The 14,941-nt window shown below is 67.1% G+C and carries 10 protein-coding genes; 6 read left to right on the forward strand and 4 right to left on the reverse strand.

Annotated elements, in window-relative coordinates:
- The first annotated feature begins 26 nt into the window (after positions 1–26).
- From ACFOPO_RS07105 to ACFOPO_RS07125, 5 genes are all read left to right on the forward strand, one after another.
- Positions 27–704 (forward strand): ion channel, encoded by a 678-nt coding sequence (locus ACFOPO_RS07105; RefSeq protein ID WP_386702326.1) that lies wholly within the window; start codon positions 27–29, stop codon positions 702–704.
- A 266-nt stretch (positions 705–970) separates the two neighbouring features.
- Positions 971–3,313 (forward strand): winged helix-turn-helix domain-containing protein, encoded by a 2,343-nt coding sequence (locus ACFOPO_RS07110; RefSeq protein WP_386702328.1) that lies wholly within the window; start codon positions 971–973, stop codon positions 3,311–3,313.
- 143 nt (positions 3,314–3,456) lie between these two features.
- Positions 3,457–4,374: a helix-turn-helix domain-containing protein gene (locus tag ACFOPO_RS07115; protein WP_386702330.1), complete on the forward strand. Its 918-nt coding sequence runs from the start codon at positions 3,457–3,459 to the stop codon at positions 4,372–4,374.
- Between the two features lie 211 nt (positions 4,375–4,585).
- Positions 4,586–7,426: a TonB-dependent receptor plug domain-containing protein gene (locus ACFOPO_RS07120; RefSeq protein WP_386702332.1), complete on the forward strand. Its 2,841-nt coding sequence runs from the start codon at positions 4,586–4,588 to the stop codon at positions 7,424–7,426.
- A 150-nt stretch (positions 7,427–7,576) separates the two neighbouring features.
- Positions 7,577–8,563, forward strand: coding sequence for an aspartyl/asparaginyl beta-hydroxylase domain-containing protein (locus tag ACFOPO_RS07125; protein WP_386702334.1), 987 nt, complete (start codon positions 7,577–7,579; stop codon positions 8,561–8,563).
- 75 nt (positions 8,564–8,638) lie between these two features.
- Here ACFOPO_RS07125 and ppa read toward each other — a convergent pair whose 3' ends face one another.
- Both ppa and ACFOPO_RS07135 read right to left on the reverse strand, forming a co-directional pair.
- Positions 8,639–9,193, reverse strand: coding sequence for an inorganic diphosphatase (gene ppa, locus ACFOPO_RS07130; protein WP_386702336.1), 555 nt, complete (start codon positions 9,191–9,193; stop codon positions 8,639–8,641).
- 527 nt (positions 9,194–9,720) lie between these two features.
- Positions 9,721–11,751, reverse strand: a complete 2,031-nt coding sequence (locus tag ACFOPO_RS07135; RefSeq protein ID WP_386702338.1) for a sodium-translocating pyrophosphatase — start codon at positions 11,749–11,751, stop codon at positions 9,721–9,723.
- A 294-nt stretch (positions 11,752–12,045) separates the two neighbouring features.
- Between ACFOPO_RS07135 and ACFOPO_RS07140 the strand changes: the two genes are divergently transcribed.
- Positions 12,046–12,555 carry a hypothetical protein gene (locus ACFOPO_RS07140; protein ID WP_386702683.1) on the forward strand — a complete coding sequence of 170 codons (510 nt, stop codon included), beginning with the start codon at positions 12,046–12,048 and terminating at the stop codon, positions 12,553–12,555.
- A gap of 40 nt (positions 12,556–12,595) precedes the next feature.
- On the opposite strand, the gene ACFOPO_RS07145 is transcribed toward ACFOPO_RS07140, so the two are convergent.
- Together ACFOPO_RS07145 and ACFOPO_RS07150 are read right to left on the reverse strand one after the other, a co-directional pair.
- A complete protein-coding gene (locus tag ACFOPO_RS07145; protein ID WP_386702340.1) occupies positions 12,596–13,441 on the reverse strand; it encodes a hypothetical protein in 846 nt (281 codons plus the stop codon).
- A 159-nt stretch (positions 13,442–13,600) separates the two neighbouring features.
- Positions 13,601–14,857: a 6-phosphofructokinase gene (locus ACFOPO_RS07150; protein WP_386702342.1), complete on the reverse strand. Its 1,257-nt coding sequence runs from the start codon at positions 14,855–14,857 to the stop codon at positions 13,601–13,603.
- Positions 14,858–14,941 lie beyond the last annotated feature (84 nt).

The raw sequence follows: 14,941 nt of genomic DNA on the forward strand, positions 1-14,941 counted from the left end.
CGACCACACGGACAGGGCAGGGCGAGATGGGCGAGAACCGCATCGGTTGGCTGCGCTTGCGCGTGAAGGCGCGTCGCAATCCGTCGGCGTTCCTGCTCGCGGCGCAGCTGTTGAGCCTGGTGCTGTACCCGCTGTTCGACGAGATGCGCGCCGGGCGCGTGCTGTTCGGCGCGTTTGGCGTGGTGGTGATGATGCTGGCGGTGCTGGTGGTCGACCACAGTCCCGCCAAGAACTGGATCGCATGGGTGCTGGCGGCGCCGGCGGTGCTGCTGTCGATCGTCGCCGTCGCCCTCGACGACCACGCGCTGGTGACGATCTCGTCCGCGCTCGAAGCGCTGCTGTACCTCTATGCCGCCTGCAGCCTGATCGCCTACATGCTGGGCGACCACAAGGTGACGACCGATGAGCTGTTCGCCGCCGGTGCCACGTTCACGCTCCTGGCGTGGGGCTTCGCGTACGTCTACTTCGTTTGCCAGGCGCTGTACCCGGGAAGCTTCACCGGTGCCGTCAACCCGGACCAGCCGCGGACCTGGCTGGAGCTGCTGTTCCTGAGCTTCACCACCCTGTCGGCCACCGGCCTGGGCGATATCCTGCCGCTGTCGTCGCCGGCGCGGGTGCTGGTGATGCTGGAGCAGTTCGCCGGCGTGGCCTACATTGCGGTGGTCGTCTCGCGCCTGATCGGGCTGACATTCCTGCGCAAATAGCCCGCGACCCTCTCCTCGCGAGGCGCAGGCAAAAAAATCGCGCCGAAGCGCGAATTCTGGAACAGAGATTTCTGTAATACGTCGGCGAGAGAGGGCCTGGAGCCACCCCGGGATGAACGGGGTTAAGCCTTTCAGACGTTAGAATGGGGACCTGAGCAGCGCTTGCCCTTACACGCCCGGGCTGTTTGCCGGATCGGTCCGTTCGATGCAATCGGACCGAACGGCACGTGACGGCTGTTCAGGTTGCTGTTCACCATTTCGGATCCATGCCCCGACCCACCGAGCCAATACCGCCGACACTGCCGTCCGACCGGATGCGCGTGGGCGATTGTCTGGTGGATGTCCCGCTGCGGGAAATCCGCGCGCCGGGCAAGCGCCGGCCGCTGCGCATCACGCCCAAGTCGATGGCCGTGCTGCTGGTGCTCATCGACCAGGCAGGGCGCGTCGTCAGTCGCGACGCCCTGATGGCCGAAGTCTGGCCCGACACGCTGCCGACGAATGACGTCGTCACGCAGGCCATCACGCAGCTGCGCAAGGCCTTCGACGACGAACGCGGCAATCCGCGCTACATCGAGACCATCGCCAAGAACGGCTATCGCCTGCTCGCGCCGGTGGAATGGCTGTATTCGCCGCGCGATGCGGCAGCGGAACCGGCGCAGGACGAGCGCTGGGCCGATCCGTCGCGGACGACGTCCAAATACCCGGCGATCGCGGCGGCCGACCCGAGTGAGCCGTTGTCGCCGGTGCCGTTCCCGGTCTCGAGCATGCCGCGCGGCAACTGGCGGTCGATCGCCGCGGTCGTGTGCACCGTGGCGGTGCTGGTGTCGGCACTGCTGGCCTGGGCGCTGGTTCGCGGCGATGACACCGCGCGCAATAACGGTGAGCCGCTGGCGCCTTCGGTCTCGCACGGCCTGCGCAGCGAGCGGCCGTACCGGCTGATCACCTCGATGCCGGGTTTCGAGCTGGCGCCGACCCTGTCGCCCGACGCCGGCATGGTCGCCTACGTGGCCATTCCCGAAGGCCAGCGCGGCACCGCGATCATGGTGCAGACCACCGAGCAGACCCAGCCCCGGCTGTTGACCCGGCCGCCCGCGGGCGCCGACGACAGCGCGCCGGCGTGGTCGCCGGATGGGCGCTGGGTCGCCTTCATCCGCATCGCCGGCAACACCTGCAGCATCCGCGTGGTCACGCCCAATGCCCGCGGCGAGCACGAGGTCGGCACCTGCGACTACCGCAGCCCGCCGACGTTCGACTGGACGCCGGATGGCAACGGCCTGTTGTTCGGCGGCATGCCCGGCGACAGCGGCAGCCTCGGCCTGCGCCTGCTCGACCTGGACAGCGGCGACTGGCGCGAGATTCCCTACGACCACGATTCCGACGACCTCGATTCCTCGCCGCGCTATTCGCCGGACGGCAAGTGGGTCGTGTTCGTCCGCAATGCGCCGCTCGGCGACTTCTGGCGGATCCCGGCCGGCGGCGGCAAGGCCGAGCGCCTGAGCCGGCTGCGCGCGGACATGAAGGGCTGGGACTGGCTGCCCAGCGGCCAGGCCTTGTTGTTCAGCGTGATGATCGACGGCGACTACCGCATGTTCCGGCTCGACACCGGCACCGGCGACGTCCGTTCGATGGGGCTCGACGATGCGCAGTCCCCGGTGACGGCGCTGGGCCGGCGCGCCATGGCCTTCGTCCAGCGCCGCCCGTACTTCGGCCTGTACCGGGTCGCGCTCGGAACCTCGGGGCAGGGCAGCGTGCACGTGGTCGAGCCGCTGTTCCCGTCGACCTCGCGCGACGTGCTTCCGACCGTCGCCCCGGATGGCCTCCAGTTGGCCTTCGTTTCCGACCGCTCCGGGGCCAGTGGCCTGTGGTGGGGCGACCTGGGCCAGCCGGACACGCTGCGCATGATGAGTGGCGTCCGCCCGGGCTCCCGTTACGCACCGGCCTGGTCGGGCGACAGCCAGCGCCTGCTGGTGACCGGTGTCGACGGCGACGGCCACGGCGTCCTCCAGGAAGTCTCGCCGGCCAGCGGGCGGGTCGTCCGCCTCGATGTGCCGGAGCCGGACCCGCTGCAGGCCCAGTACACGCCCGATCCGGACCGGCTGCTGGTGCTCTCGGCCAACAGCGATGGACACCCGCAGCTGCGCCTGTACGACCGCAGCCGCAAACCCTGGCGGTCGCTGGCGCGGATCGGCGGCGTCTCCAACTTCAAGGTCGACGCCGGCAGGCGCCGGGTGTTGTTCACCCGCCTGACCGAGGGCGGCCTGTGGCAGGCCGACCTGGACCTGACGGCCGCCAGCATCGTCCGCATCGACGCATCCGAGCCGACCTCCGACCGCTATCGCCTCTGGTCGGTCGCCCCCGATGGCGAAGTCCGCTACCTCGAGCAGCTGCAGGGTTGCGCGGCCAGCCTCCGCCGGATCCTGCCGGTCCAGACCGACGCCCCGGCCAGCTGCATGGACCAGACCAGGCGCTCCGCCATCAACGGTTTCAGCCTCGGTGGCCCGCGCGGAGATGTGGCGTACGTCGCACTTATCGAATGGGACGGTGCCGATATCGGTTACATGGAGCTGCCGGAAGAACCGAAAGCCTTTGTGCCGGGCTGGATCAACTGATTGATAGATATAGGGAAGTAGCTTTCGGAACTCCTTCGGTTGTCCATTCGTTGCGAATTCGTATAAGTCTCCGCCAACTTTCCTGATGTAGAAGCCCTTGTCAGGCAAATCCATTGACCATTCTCGGCACATGAGGTGGACCAATGGAGCAAGTGCAATGGGCGGACCGCGGACAGCTGCTGCAGCTCGACACGGCTGACAGCACGATTCAGGGTGGCTGCATCGGCGTGTCCCGGCTGGGCAGCGTCCAGGTCGCCGGCGGTTTCTCGATCTGGGTGCAGCTGCACGGCAGCTCGTGGGTCGAAGCCAAAGAGGGCAAGTTCCGCCTACGCGGCGGTGACTGGATTGCCTTCGAGAAGGACTCCAAGCCGACCGTCCAGGCCGACCGCACCGGCGTCTGCGTTGGTCTCACCCTCTCCGGAGATGCCCTCCGCGAGATGACCCGTTTCGCCGACCGCGGCCTGTACGCCGGTCGCGGCAACATGCCGCGCCGCGACGCCCGCATCGCCCTGCGCCTGTGGCGCGAGGCCGCGGCCCGCATGGCCGAGAACCCCTCCACGGTGTTCGATGCCGCGTCGCTGCGCCCGATCCTGCTGCACCTGGCCGGCGTTCAGCGCGAGCTGGCGGCACGCATCCCGCGTTGCCCGGGCCGCTCGCGCAGCCGCAAGCGCCAGGTGTTCGGTCGCCTCCAGCGCGCCCGCCTGTACCTGGAAGGCAACTGCGATCGTGTGGTCCGCATCAGCGAACTGGCCGAGCTGACCAGCTTCTCCAGCTGGTACTTCTCCAAGACCTTCCACAGTCTTTACGAGGAAAGCCCGCAGGCCGCCTCGGCGCGCATGCGCTTGGAGCATGCCGCCGACCTGCTCACCAGCACCTCGATGATGATCGGCGAAGTCGCCGCGGCCAGTGGCTTCGACAACTGCTGCAGCTTCGCGCGTGCATTCCGTGCCCGCTTCGGCGAGTCCGCAACCCGCTACCGCAGCGCGGCCGTGACCAGCCGCGCAGCGAACGCGAAGTCCGGCGCCACGGCACGCAAGGCCATCGAGCGCGCCGGTACCTGACGCACGTCTGATCCATCGAGCACGACACCAAGGCGGCCGCAATGGCCGCCTTTTTCATTGCGTCCAGCAGATCGAAGCCGGAGCGCGGCAGTGCCCTCGAGGACCGATTCGGCAAAGTCTCTCAACGCTAGGTGCAAAGCGGTGGAGCGCACCGGAACGTAAGTTTGATCGGCGTTTAACACGCTCATAACAGTTATCTGGAGAGAGATAAATGAACCACCGCAATCTGCGCACCGCGATGCGCGTCGGCATGCTGCCGGCCGGCATCGCGATCGCATTGGCGCCGGCCTTTGCCAGCGCCCAGGAAGCTGCCGCCGAGCAGCAGGGTGCCACCACTCTTGACCGCATCGAAGTCACCGGCTCGCGCATCCGCGGTTCCGACATGGAAACGCAGCAGCCGATCATCACGCTGACCCGCCAGGACATCGACAAGCAGGGCTTCACGTCGGTTGCCGACGTGCTGCAGAACCTGACCTCGGCTGGTTCGCCGGCGATCTCGCGTTCGGACGCTCTGGCTTCGGGCGAAGACGTCGGTGGTTACTACATCGACATCCGTAACCTGGGCGCCCAGCGCACCCTGATCCTGGTCAACGGCAAGCGCCTTGGCGCATCGACCTCGGGCCTGCAGGACCTGAGCCAGATCCCGATGTCCTCGATCGACCGCATCGAAGTCCTGAAGGACGGCGCATCGGCAATCTACGGTTCCGACGCAATTGCCGGCGTGGTCAACATCATCACCCGCAAGCGCTATGAAGGCGCGGAAGCCAGCGCATACCTCGGCCAGTTCGGCGAAGGCGACGGCGACACGCAGGACTACTCCTTCACGATGGGTTCGGCCGGCGATCGCGGCGGCGTGACCCTGTCGGTCGAGTACTACAAGCAGGATCCGGTCGCTGCCAAGGACCGTTGGTTCTCGAAGGACGGCAACACCGGTGGCGCGTGGAGCCCGGTCAGCCAGAACGGCTCGTTCTGCGACCCGTGCACCCCGACCGCTTCGGCTGTGTGGTGGACGCTCAATGACGGCGGCAACCCGGCCAACCGTGCCGACTACCACCGCATCACGTCGGCCGAGTACGCAAACTCGAACGAGCAGATGTTCCTGATGACCGGTATCGAGCGTCGTTCGGTGTTCGCGAACGCCAACTACGACATCACCGACAACATCACGTTCAACGCCGACATCCTCTACAACCACCGCACCACCGATCAGCAGATCGCCGGTTACCCGTACCAGTCGGGTTCCTTCGGTACCCCGCTGGCACCGACGAGCGCGTTCAACCCGATCCCGGGCCAGAACACCGCATTCCGTCGCCGTCTGTGGGAAGTGCCGCGCACCACCAAGAGCGACCTGGAGACCTACCGCTTCGCCGGTGGCTTCAACGGCTTCTTCGAGCTCGGCGGCCGCGGTTGGGACTGGGACGTGGGTGCGTTGCTGAACCGCAACACCACCACCAAGACCGCCCACGGCGACGCCAGCCTGCTGGCCACCGAGCAGGCGCTCGGCCCGTCGTTCATCGATGCCAACGGCGTCGCACAGTGCGGTACCGCTGCCAAGCCGATCGCCGGCTGCGTGCCGTGGAACCCGCTGCTGCCGTACGGCGTCGCAGGCCAGGGCTCGCTGGCTAACCCGGAACTGCAGACCTTCCTGTTCCCGCAGTACACCGACACCGGCCTGACCCGCACCACCAGCTACACCGCCAACATCTCCGGTGGTCTGTTCGACCTGCCGGCAGGTGAAGTCGGCCTGGCAGTGGGCGTCGAGCACCGCCAGGAAGAAGGCCGCTTTGTTCCGGACGCGTTCGCGCAGTCGGGCAACAGCACCGGCCTGGCCGCCACGACCACCGCTGGCGAGTACTCGCTGGACGAAGTCTACGCAGAGCTCAACGTGCCGCTGCTGTCTGACGTCGCCTTCGCCAAGGAGCTGACGATCAACATCGCGGGTCGTTACTCCGACTACTCGAACTTCGGCGACACCACCAACGGCAAGTTCGGCTTCACCTGGCGCCCGATCGACGAGCTGCTCGTCCGCGGCACCTGGGCTGAAGGCTTCCGCGCTCCGACGATCAACGACCTGTACGGCGGCATCGGCTCGAGCTTCGAGTCGTACGTTGACCCGTGCGGCCGTACCTCGCCGGGCTCGGTTGCTGGCAACGCAGCGTGCACCAGCGCCGGCGTGCCCCCGACCTACGTCCAGCTGGGCCAGGGCCTGGTGCCCTGCACCACGTTCCCGTGCCAGACGCCGGACCAGTTCATCTCCGGTTCCAACCCGAACCTGCTGCCGGAAACCTCCAAGAGCCAGACCGCAGGCCTGGTGTGGAGCCCGCGCTGGGTCGAGGGTCTGGACCTGTCGCTCGACTGGTACAAGTACAAGATCGAGAACATGATCATCTCGGACAGCGTCGACCGCATCCTGCGCGACTGCTACGTCCTGGGTAACACCGGCCGTTGCGATGGCATCGTGCGCGCTCCGGATGGTCACATCACCGACCTGTTCTACGGCCTGGCCAACCTCGGCCAGATGGAGACGGAAGGCTACGACCTCGGCGTCAAGTACCGCCTGCCGGAGTTCTCGTTCGGCAAGTTCTCGGTGGATTGGCAGACCTCGTACGTCAGCAAGTACGACGAACAGGGTGAGAACTCGGACGGCGACGCAATCACCATCGGTCGCGTTGGCGAAACCGGCATCTTCCGCGTCCGTTCGAACATGGGCGTGAACTGGGAGATGGGCGATTTCAACGTGTCCTACATGGCCCGTTACTACTCGGACATGAAGGAGCCGTGCGTCGGCCGTGGCGTCTGCACCCTGCCTGATCGTTACCAGAACGGCGAAGCCGCTCCGCAGAAGATCTCGGGTTCGAACACCTTCCACGACCTGCAGGTTTCCTACCAGGCACCGTGGAACGCGACCGTCGCCATCGGCGCGAACAACGTGTTCGACCACCAGGGTCCGCTGATGTTCGCAAACACCTCGGGTCGTTCGAGCGACTTCCCGTACTACGGTGGTTTCGACATCGGTCGCTTCGTGTACCTGAAGTACCAGCAGCGCTTCTGATAGGCTGAAACGCAACACGTAACACCACTACGGCCCCGAAAGGGGCCGTAGTTTTTTGTGCGCCCCGCGTGGATCGCCTGGCCCGCGCCGGCCTCTGGCGCCGGGCGCGGCGGACGGTACGATAGCCGCAGTCTCCCGGCCGGATCCGCGATGAAACTGCAGGTGCCCTTCATCCAGTTGCCGCTGGCATTCGACGCCGGTGCGCTCGCCGCCGAAATCGCCGCGCTGGGCGAAGCACCGTGGCGGCCGCATCCGCAGGGGTTCCCCGGCAACTCGATGCTGCCGCTGGTGGCGGTCAATGGCGACCCCGCCAACGAGGCGTTCGCCGGGCCGATGCGGCCGACCCCGGAGCTGCTGCACTGTCCCTATCTCACCCAGGTCATCGCCAGCCTTGGCGTGACCGCCGGTCGCAGCCGCCTGATGCGGTTGTCGGGCATGGCCGAAGTCACCCGCCATGCCGACCAGGGCTACTACTGGGCCGAGCGCGTGCGCGTGCACGTGCCGGTGGTGACGCAGCCGACGGTGCGCTTCGAGTGTGGCGACGCGGCGATCAACATGGCCGCCGGCGAATGCTGGATCTTCGACACCTGGCGCCAGCATCGCGTCCTCAACGATGCCGTCGAGGAGCGCGTGCACCTGGTGGTGGACACGGTCGGCGGCGGTGCGTTCTGGGACCTGGTCGGCCGTGGTCGTCCGCACGACGGGCCGCGCGCTGGCTGGCAGCAGCACGCGGTGCCGGTGCAGCCGGGCGTGGTGGCGACGTTCGCGTGCGAGTCGGTGAACGTGCCGGCGGTGATGTCGCCGTGGGAACTCAGCGGCCACCTCGGCCTGCTGCTGGCCGACGCAGTGCCGCATCCGAACCTGCCGCAGGTGCGGCAGATCGCCACGCGTTTCGCGCGCCATTGGCAGGGCTTGTGGTTCGAGCACGGTGAGCGCGAGGAAGGGCGGGCCGCCTTCCGCGAGGTGCTCGAGCGCTTCATGGAGGAGGTGCGCGTGCCGAGCCAGCCGCTGATGCTCCGCAACGAGCTGCGCTGGTACACGGTGCTGACGGCGCTCGTGGGCAAGGTCGCGCTCGGTGGCGTGGCGTCGCAGCCGGCGACGGCGGCCGCGCAGCGCGATGTCGGCGACAACGGCTAGCAGGTTGCGTCTGTCCGGAAACGACAAAGGCCGCCTTGCGGCGGCCTTCGTCGTGCACGACCTTGCGGGCGTGGCTCAGAACTTCGGCTTTTCTTCGTCCGAGGTTTCGTTGTAGCGGGCGATCGCGTCGTTGAGGATCGACTTGGCTTCGGCGGCATTGCCCCAGCCTTCGATCTTGACCCACTTGCCCTTCTCGAGATCCTTGTAGTGCTCGAAGAAGTGGCCGATGCGATCGAGCCAGTGTTGCGAGACCTGTTCGATGTCGGTGATGTGGGCGTAGCCGCCGAAGATCTTCGGCACGGGCACGGCGATCAGCTTTTCGTCGCTGCCGGCTTCGTCGCTCATCTTCAGCACGCCGACGGGCACGGCGCGGATGACCGAGCCGGGCACCAGCGGCAGCGGCAGGATCACCAGCACGTCGGCCGGGTCGCCGTCGCCGCACAGGGTGTGGGGGACGTAGCCGTAGTTGCACGGGTAGCGCATCGGGGTGGACAGGATGCGGTCGACGAAGATCGCGCCCGAAGCCTTGTCGACTTCGTACTTGACCGGTTCGGCATCCTTGGGGATTTCGATGATGACGTTGATCTCATCCGGCGGGTTCTTGCCGGTGGGGACGAGGTCCAGGCCCATGCGTTGCTCCAACTTCTGATGGCCGCGCCAGGACGGCGGGGCGGGGGATTGAGATATGCGGCCGGGCATTTTACGCGGCTGGCTGCTGCGGCGCAGCACCGGAGTCTCCGGCCTCCCCGCGAGCCCGCTTGAGCCCCTCTCCCGCGCGCGGGAGAGGGGTTGGGGTGAGGGCGGAGGGCTTCGTCTGCGGAATGGCGCCGTCCGCCGGGCCGGGGATTGCCCCGCCCCTTAGTCAGACATCCTGTCTGATGCGGGGCGCGGGACATCCATGTCCCGCTGCGGATCAATCCCCGGCCCGCCGAACGCCGCTCCGGCATTTCTTTGCCCGGTCTTCGATGACCCCCATCAACCCGTCATTCCCGCGAAGGCGGGGACCCAGCGACGTTGCTCCAATCCCGTCATTCCCGCGAAGGCGGGAATCCAAGGACGTTGCTCCCTGCCTTTGAATCCACCTCCTCCTCCCACCGACCAGGCAAAAGAAAACGGGCCGCATTACGCGACCCGTTCTCCTCAAAACCGTTGAGCGACTACAGCAGCGGCACCATCAGCAGCGCCACGATGTTGATGATCTTGATCAGCGGATTGATCGCCGGACCAGCCGTGTCCTTGTACGGATCGCCTACGGTGTCGCCGGTGACCGCCGCCTTGTGCGCATCGGAACCCTTGCCGCCGTAATGGCCGTCCTCGATGTACTTCTTGGCGTTGTCCCAGGCACCGCCGCCGGTGGTCATCGAGATCGCGACGAACAGGCCCGTCACGATCGTGCCGATCAGCAAGCCACCCAGCGCCTTCGGACCGAGCAGCAGGCCGACCACGATCGGCACCGCCACCGGCAGCAGCGACGGCACGATCATTTCCTTGATCGCCGACTTGGTCAGCATGTCCACTGCCTTGTCGTATTCCGGCTTGCCCGTGCCTTCCATGATCCCCGGGATCTGGCGGAACTGGCGGCGTACTTCTTCAACCACCGCGCCGGCGGCACGACCGACCGCTTCCATCGCCATTGCACCGAACAGGTACGGAATCAGGCCGCCGATCAGCAGGCCGATGATCACGTAGTGGTCGGACAGGTCGAAGGCGAAGATCTCGCCCTGGTGGTTGGCCGACAGGTTGTGCGTGTAGTCGGCGAACAGCACCAGCGCCGCCAGCGCCGCCGAACCGATCGCATAACCCTTGGTCACCGCCTTGGTGGTGTTGCCGACCGCATCGAGCGGATCGGTGACGTTGCGCACCTCCGGCGGCAGCTCGGCCATCTCGGCGATGCCACCGGCGTTGTCGGTGATCGGGCCATAGGCATCTAGCGCGACGATCATGCCCGCCATCGACAACATCGCCGTGGCGGCGATGGCGATGCCGTACAGGCCGGCCAGCGCGAACGCACCCCAGATCGCCAGGCACACCGCGATCACCGGCAGCGCGGTCGACTTCATCGACACGCCCAGGCCGGCAATGATGTTGGTGCCGTGGCCGGTGGTGGACGCGGCCGCGATATGGCGCACCGGGCCGTACTGCGTGCCGGTGTAGTACTCGGTGATCCACACGATCGCACCGGTCAGCACCAGCCCGATCAGCGCGCACCCGTACAGGTTCATCGCACCGTGGCTGTTGTCGCCCATCAGCTGGGTGGTGATCGGGTAGAACGCGATCGCCGCCAGCACCGCCGACACGATGACGCCGCGGTACAGCGCGCCCATGATCGAGCCGCCTTCCTTCACCTTGACGAAGAACGCGCCGATGATCGAAGCGATGATCGACACGCCGCCCAGCACCAGCGGATACAGCACCGCGTTGCGTCCGGCGTCGGCGGCCATCAGCCCGCCCAGCAGCATCGTCGCGATCACCGTGACTGCATAGGTTTCGAACAGGTCGGCGGCCATGCCGGCGCAGTCGCCGACGTTGTCACCGACGTTGTCGGCGATCACCGCCGGGTTGCGCGGGTCGTCCTCGGGAATGCCGGCTTCGACCTTGCCCACCAGGTCGGCACCGACGTCGGCGCCCTTGGTGAAGATGCCGCCGCCCAGTCGCGCGAAGATCGAGATCAGCGACGAACCGAACGCCAGGCCCACCAGCGCATGCAGCGCCGCTTCACCGGTGACGCCCAGGTAGCGTGTCAGCACCACGTAGTAGCCGGCCACGCCGAGCAGGCCCAGGCCGACGACGAGCATGCCGGTGATGGCACCACCGCGGAAGGCGACGTCCATGGCCGGGCCAATGCCCCTGCGCGCGGCTTCGGCGGTGCGCACGTTGGCGCGCACCGACACGTTCATGCCGATGTAGCCGGCCGCACCCGACAGCACCGCGCCGATCAGGAAACCGATCGCCGTGTGCCAGCTCAGGAAGATGCCGATCAGCACGAACAGCACCGCGCCAGCGATGGCGATGGTCGTGTACTGGCGATTGAGGTAGGCGCGCGCGCCTTCCTGGATCGCGCCGGCGATCTGTTGCATTCGTTCGTTGCCGGCGGGCTGCGCGTTGATCCAACGCGCGGAAATGATCCCGTAAAGGATCGCGATGACGGCGCAAACCAGCGCCAATGCCAAACCGTACTGCTCCAGCATGAACCCCTCCCCTTAAGAGTGGACACATCAGGAATTTCGAGTCGATCACCTTGAGTTGTAGTGCTGCACGGGCCGTGGGGCCGCCGCCGCAACGGTCCGACTATCGCACAGACCCCGCGCGATTCGCACCCCGCGCGGCCCCGCTGCAGCGCGCCCGCACGGGGATCGTGCGCGGCCGATGTGACCGCAGTCGCAGGCGTGAATCCGTCGTTCAGCGCGGCCGTGCCAGCCTTCAGGCCTGCCACAACAGGGGCCGACCCTGCCATGCGACCGTTGCCTGTCCTGCTGTCCGCCATGCTCGTGCTGGCACCGCCCGCGGTGCTGGCGGCCAATCCGAAGCCGGATTCAAAGGCGGAGCCCAAGCCCGAAATCAGCCGCGAGCCGGCCCGTCCCCAGGCGCTCAACGTCGTGCACACGCTGCGGCAGATCCCGGAGGCATGCGCGCGCCTGGAGGGCATGTTCACCGGCCAGGCGGCCGATCCCTATGCCTTCGCCGTGGTCCGGATCAGCGAAACCTGCCAGCCGCGTGCGAAGTTCGTCGATGCGGCCAAGGCCAAGCCGTCGGAAAAGAGCGGCTGGAAACTCAATGACCTGATCCGCGTGCCCAGTGCCGCCTGCGGCACGCAGTTCGCGGTGGTGCGGGTGTGGCGCAAGCCGGTCGATGTCGCCACGCCGGCGCTGGATGCGCAGGGCAAGGCGCGCATCTACCTCGATGACGCGCGCAAGCAGGCGAAGGCGGGTCAGATGGCCGCGGTGCCGATGTTCGCCGCGCAGATGGCGGTGGAAGGCACGCCCTGCAAGTAGTGAAATGCCAGGGCCGCGAGCGCGGCCCCGGCAGCCTTGCTCAGTGGTTGCTGCCGCCGGCGCCGGAGTCCTTGCCGTCTGCCGTGGTTTCCTTGGTTTCCCCGTGGGTCACCGCATCGGCAGGCGCATCCGCTGCTGCCGTCGTCGCCGCCGCAGCCGAAGGGGAGGGCGCCGGAGCAACGGCGGTGGCCATCGTCGCTGCGGTCGCGGTTTCGGCGGCCACGGCCAACGGATCGGCGAACTGTGCAGGCGTTGCGGCGATCTTGTCGGCCGGGAAGTGGAACTGGTCCTTGGCCAGCAGCTGCGTGCAGGTCCAGCCCAGGGCAGCGGTCACGTCCTTGAGCAACTGTGCATTGTCGGCGTGCAACTGCTCGCGGCTCGGCGGGTGCTTGTTCTCGCGGGTGTGCGTGTTGCACGCAGCGTTGGACACCTGGCGGCCGCTCTTGTCGACCAGCTGGACCTGGGCGCTGTAACCAACCCAGTAGGTGCCCCACTGCGTCGGGAAGTAGGCGTACATCCAGCCAACGGAGCGCACGTCGAGCACATAGTCGGCCTGCGGATGCGTCGCTGCGATCTCCTTGGGCTTCTTCGCCTCGGTCGGCGCGGTGTCGGTGGCGAGGACGTTGGCGCCGTAAGCGCTGGCAAGTGACGCAGCCAGCTGCATGCGGACAATTTCGGCCGGATCCTTGATGTCGTTGTCCTTGACCAGCGCGTTGCCGGCCGAGTACATCGCGGCAGCGCCGAGCAGGCCGAACGTTGCTTTGCCGGCCGTCATCGCTGAGAAGCCCGGGCGCTCATGGATGGTGACGGCGACCGACTTGCCCTGCAGTGCGGCAGCATCGGCATCGGAAAGCATGATCAGCTTGTCCTTGGCGGACGCGGACATGGCAACGAGCAGCAAGGCGCTCGCAAGCGTGGTTCTTCTCACGTAAGTTTTCCCCTGTGTGATGGTTTGGCTGCGACGCTTGCGCATGTACGCACGGCGCGGCCAGGCGTTGTCCCCCGACAACACCCGGCGATTTGAGCACGCGCCTGCAGCGGCCCGCTAGTCGGCGAAGGGAGAAAGTTTCTTGGTCACCGCGACATTCTTCAGCGTCACGTACTTCGGGATGCCATCGCGCCCGTACGGCGGTGGCACTTCACCGCGGATGAGCGGTTCGAGATAGCGTCGCGCGGCAGCGGTAATGCCGTAGCCATCCTTGCGGATGAAGCCCGCCGGCATCTTCTTTTCGTGGTTGGCGACCTTCGACAGCGGCGCCGCTTCGATCTTCCAGCGGTACGGCGAATCGCTGCTGCGCACGATCACCGGCATCACCGAATTCATGCCCTTGAGCGCGAACTCGACGCCCTTGCGGCCCACCGCCAGCGCCTGCTCGAGGTCGGTCTTCGACGCGATGTGCCGCGCGGAACGCTGCAGGTAATCGGGCAGTGCCCAGTGCACCTTGTAGCCGAGCGAATCCTTGACCCGGCCAGCAAGGAACGAGGCGACACCGCCGAGCTGCGTGTGCCCGAACGAATCCTTGCCACCGCCGGCATCGGCGACGAAGCGGCCGTCGGCGGTCTGGATGCCTTCGCTGGCCACGACCACGCAATAGCCGACGCGCTCGACCGTGGCTTTGACCTTGGCGAAGAAGTCGGCTTCGTCGTACGGGCGTTCGGGGAACAGGATCAGGTGCGGTGCGTCGTCGACGCCTTGCCCGGCCAGCCCGGCCGCCGCCGCCAGCCAGCCGGCGTGGCGTCCCATCGCCTCGTAGACGAACACCTTGGTCGAGGTGTCGGCCATCGCCGCGACATCGAGCGCGCACTCGCGCACCGACACCGCGGTGAACTTGGCGGCCGAGCCGAAGCCCGGGCAGCAGTCGGTGACGGCCAGGTCGTTGTCGACCGTCTTGGGCACGCCGACGCAGGTCAGCGGGTAGCCGAACTCGGCCGCCAGTTGCGACACCTTGAGCGCGGTGTCGGCCGAGTCGTTGCCGCCGTTGTAGAGGAACCAGCGCACGTCGTGGGCGCGGAACACATCGAGCAGGCGCTCGTAGCGGGCGCGGTCCTGCTCGAGCGACTTGAGCTTGACCCGGCACGAGCCGAAGGCGCCGCCGGGGGTGTGGGCCAGGGCCCGGATCGCCGCCGCCGACTCGCGGGAGGTATCGATCAGCTCCTCGCGCAGGGCGCCGAGGATGCCGTTGCGGGCGGCCAGCACCTTGACCTTGCGGGCCCGGGCGGTCTCGATGACGCCGGCGGCGGTGGCGTTGATGACAGCGGTGACACCGCCAGATTGCGCGTAGAGCAGGGTTCCGGAGGGCATGTCCATTCCTGGGTTTGGGGACAGGACCAGGCCGGGATGCGGTAAGCTGACCGCACTATTTGCCCGGCGGGGCTGGGTCGTGAG

Origin of the sequence: Lysobacter sp. GCM10012299, from assembly GCF_042649405.1 — a bacterium.
Classification (GTDB): domain Bacteria; phylum Pseudomonadota; class Gammaproteobacteria; order Xanthomonadales; family Xanthomonadaceae; genus Lysobacter_J.

Bases quoted from the DNA above. Each gene is read 5' to 3' on its own strand.
- ACFOPO_RS07135 (WP_386702338.1), bottom strand. From the start codon at position 11,751: ATGCTGGAGCAGTACGGTTTGGCATTGGCGCTGGTTTGCGCCGTCATC.
- ppa (WP_386702336.1), bottom strand. From the start codon at position 9,193: ATGGGCCTGGACCTCGTCCCCACCGGCAAGAACCCGCCGGATGAGATC.
- ACFOPO_RS07110 (WP_386702328.1), top strand. From the start codon at position 971: ATGCCCCGACCCACCGAGCCAATACCGCCGACACTGCCGTCCGACCGG.
- ACFOPO_RS07140 (WP_386702683.1), top strand. From the start codon at position 12,046: ATGCTCGTGCTGGCACCGCCCGCGGTGCTGGCGGCCAATCCGAAGCCG.
- ACFOPO_RS07150 (WP_386702342.1), bottom strand. From the start codon at position 14,857: ATGCCCTCCGGAACCCTGCTCTACGCGCAATCTGGCGGTGTCACCGCT.
- ACFOPO_RS07125 (WP_386702334.1), top strand. From the start codon at position 7,577: ATGAAACTGCAGGTGCCCTTCATCCAGTTGCCGCTGGCATTCGACGCC.
- ACFOPO_RS07145 (WP_386702340.1), bottom strand. From the start codon at position 13,441: ATGTCCGCGTCCGCCAAGGACAAGCTGATCATGCTTTCCGATGCCGAT.
- ACFOPO_RS07120 (WP_386702332.1), top strand. From the start codon at position 4,586: ATGAACCACCGCAATCTGCGCACCGCGATGCGCGTCGGCATGCTGCCG.
- ACFOPO_RS07115 (WP_386702330.1), top strand. From the start codon at position 3,457: ATGGAGCAAGTGCAATGGGCGGACCGCGGACAGCTGCTGCAGCTCGAC.
- ACFOPO_RS07105 (WP_386702326.1), top strand. From the start codon at position 27: ATGGGCGAGAACCGCATCGGTTGGCTGCGCTTGCGCGTGAAGGCGCGT.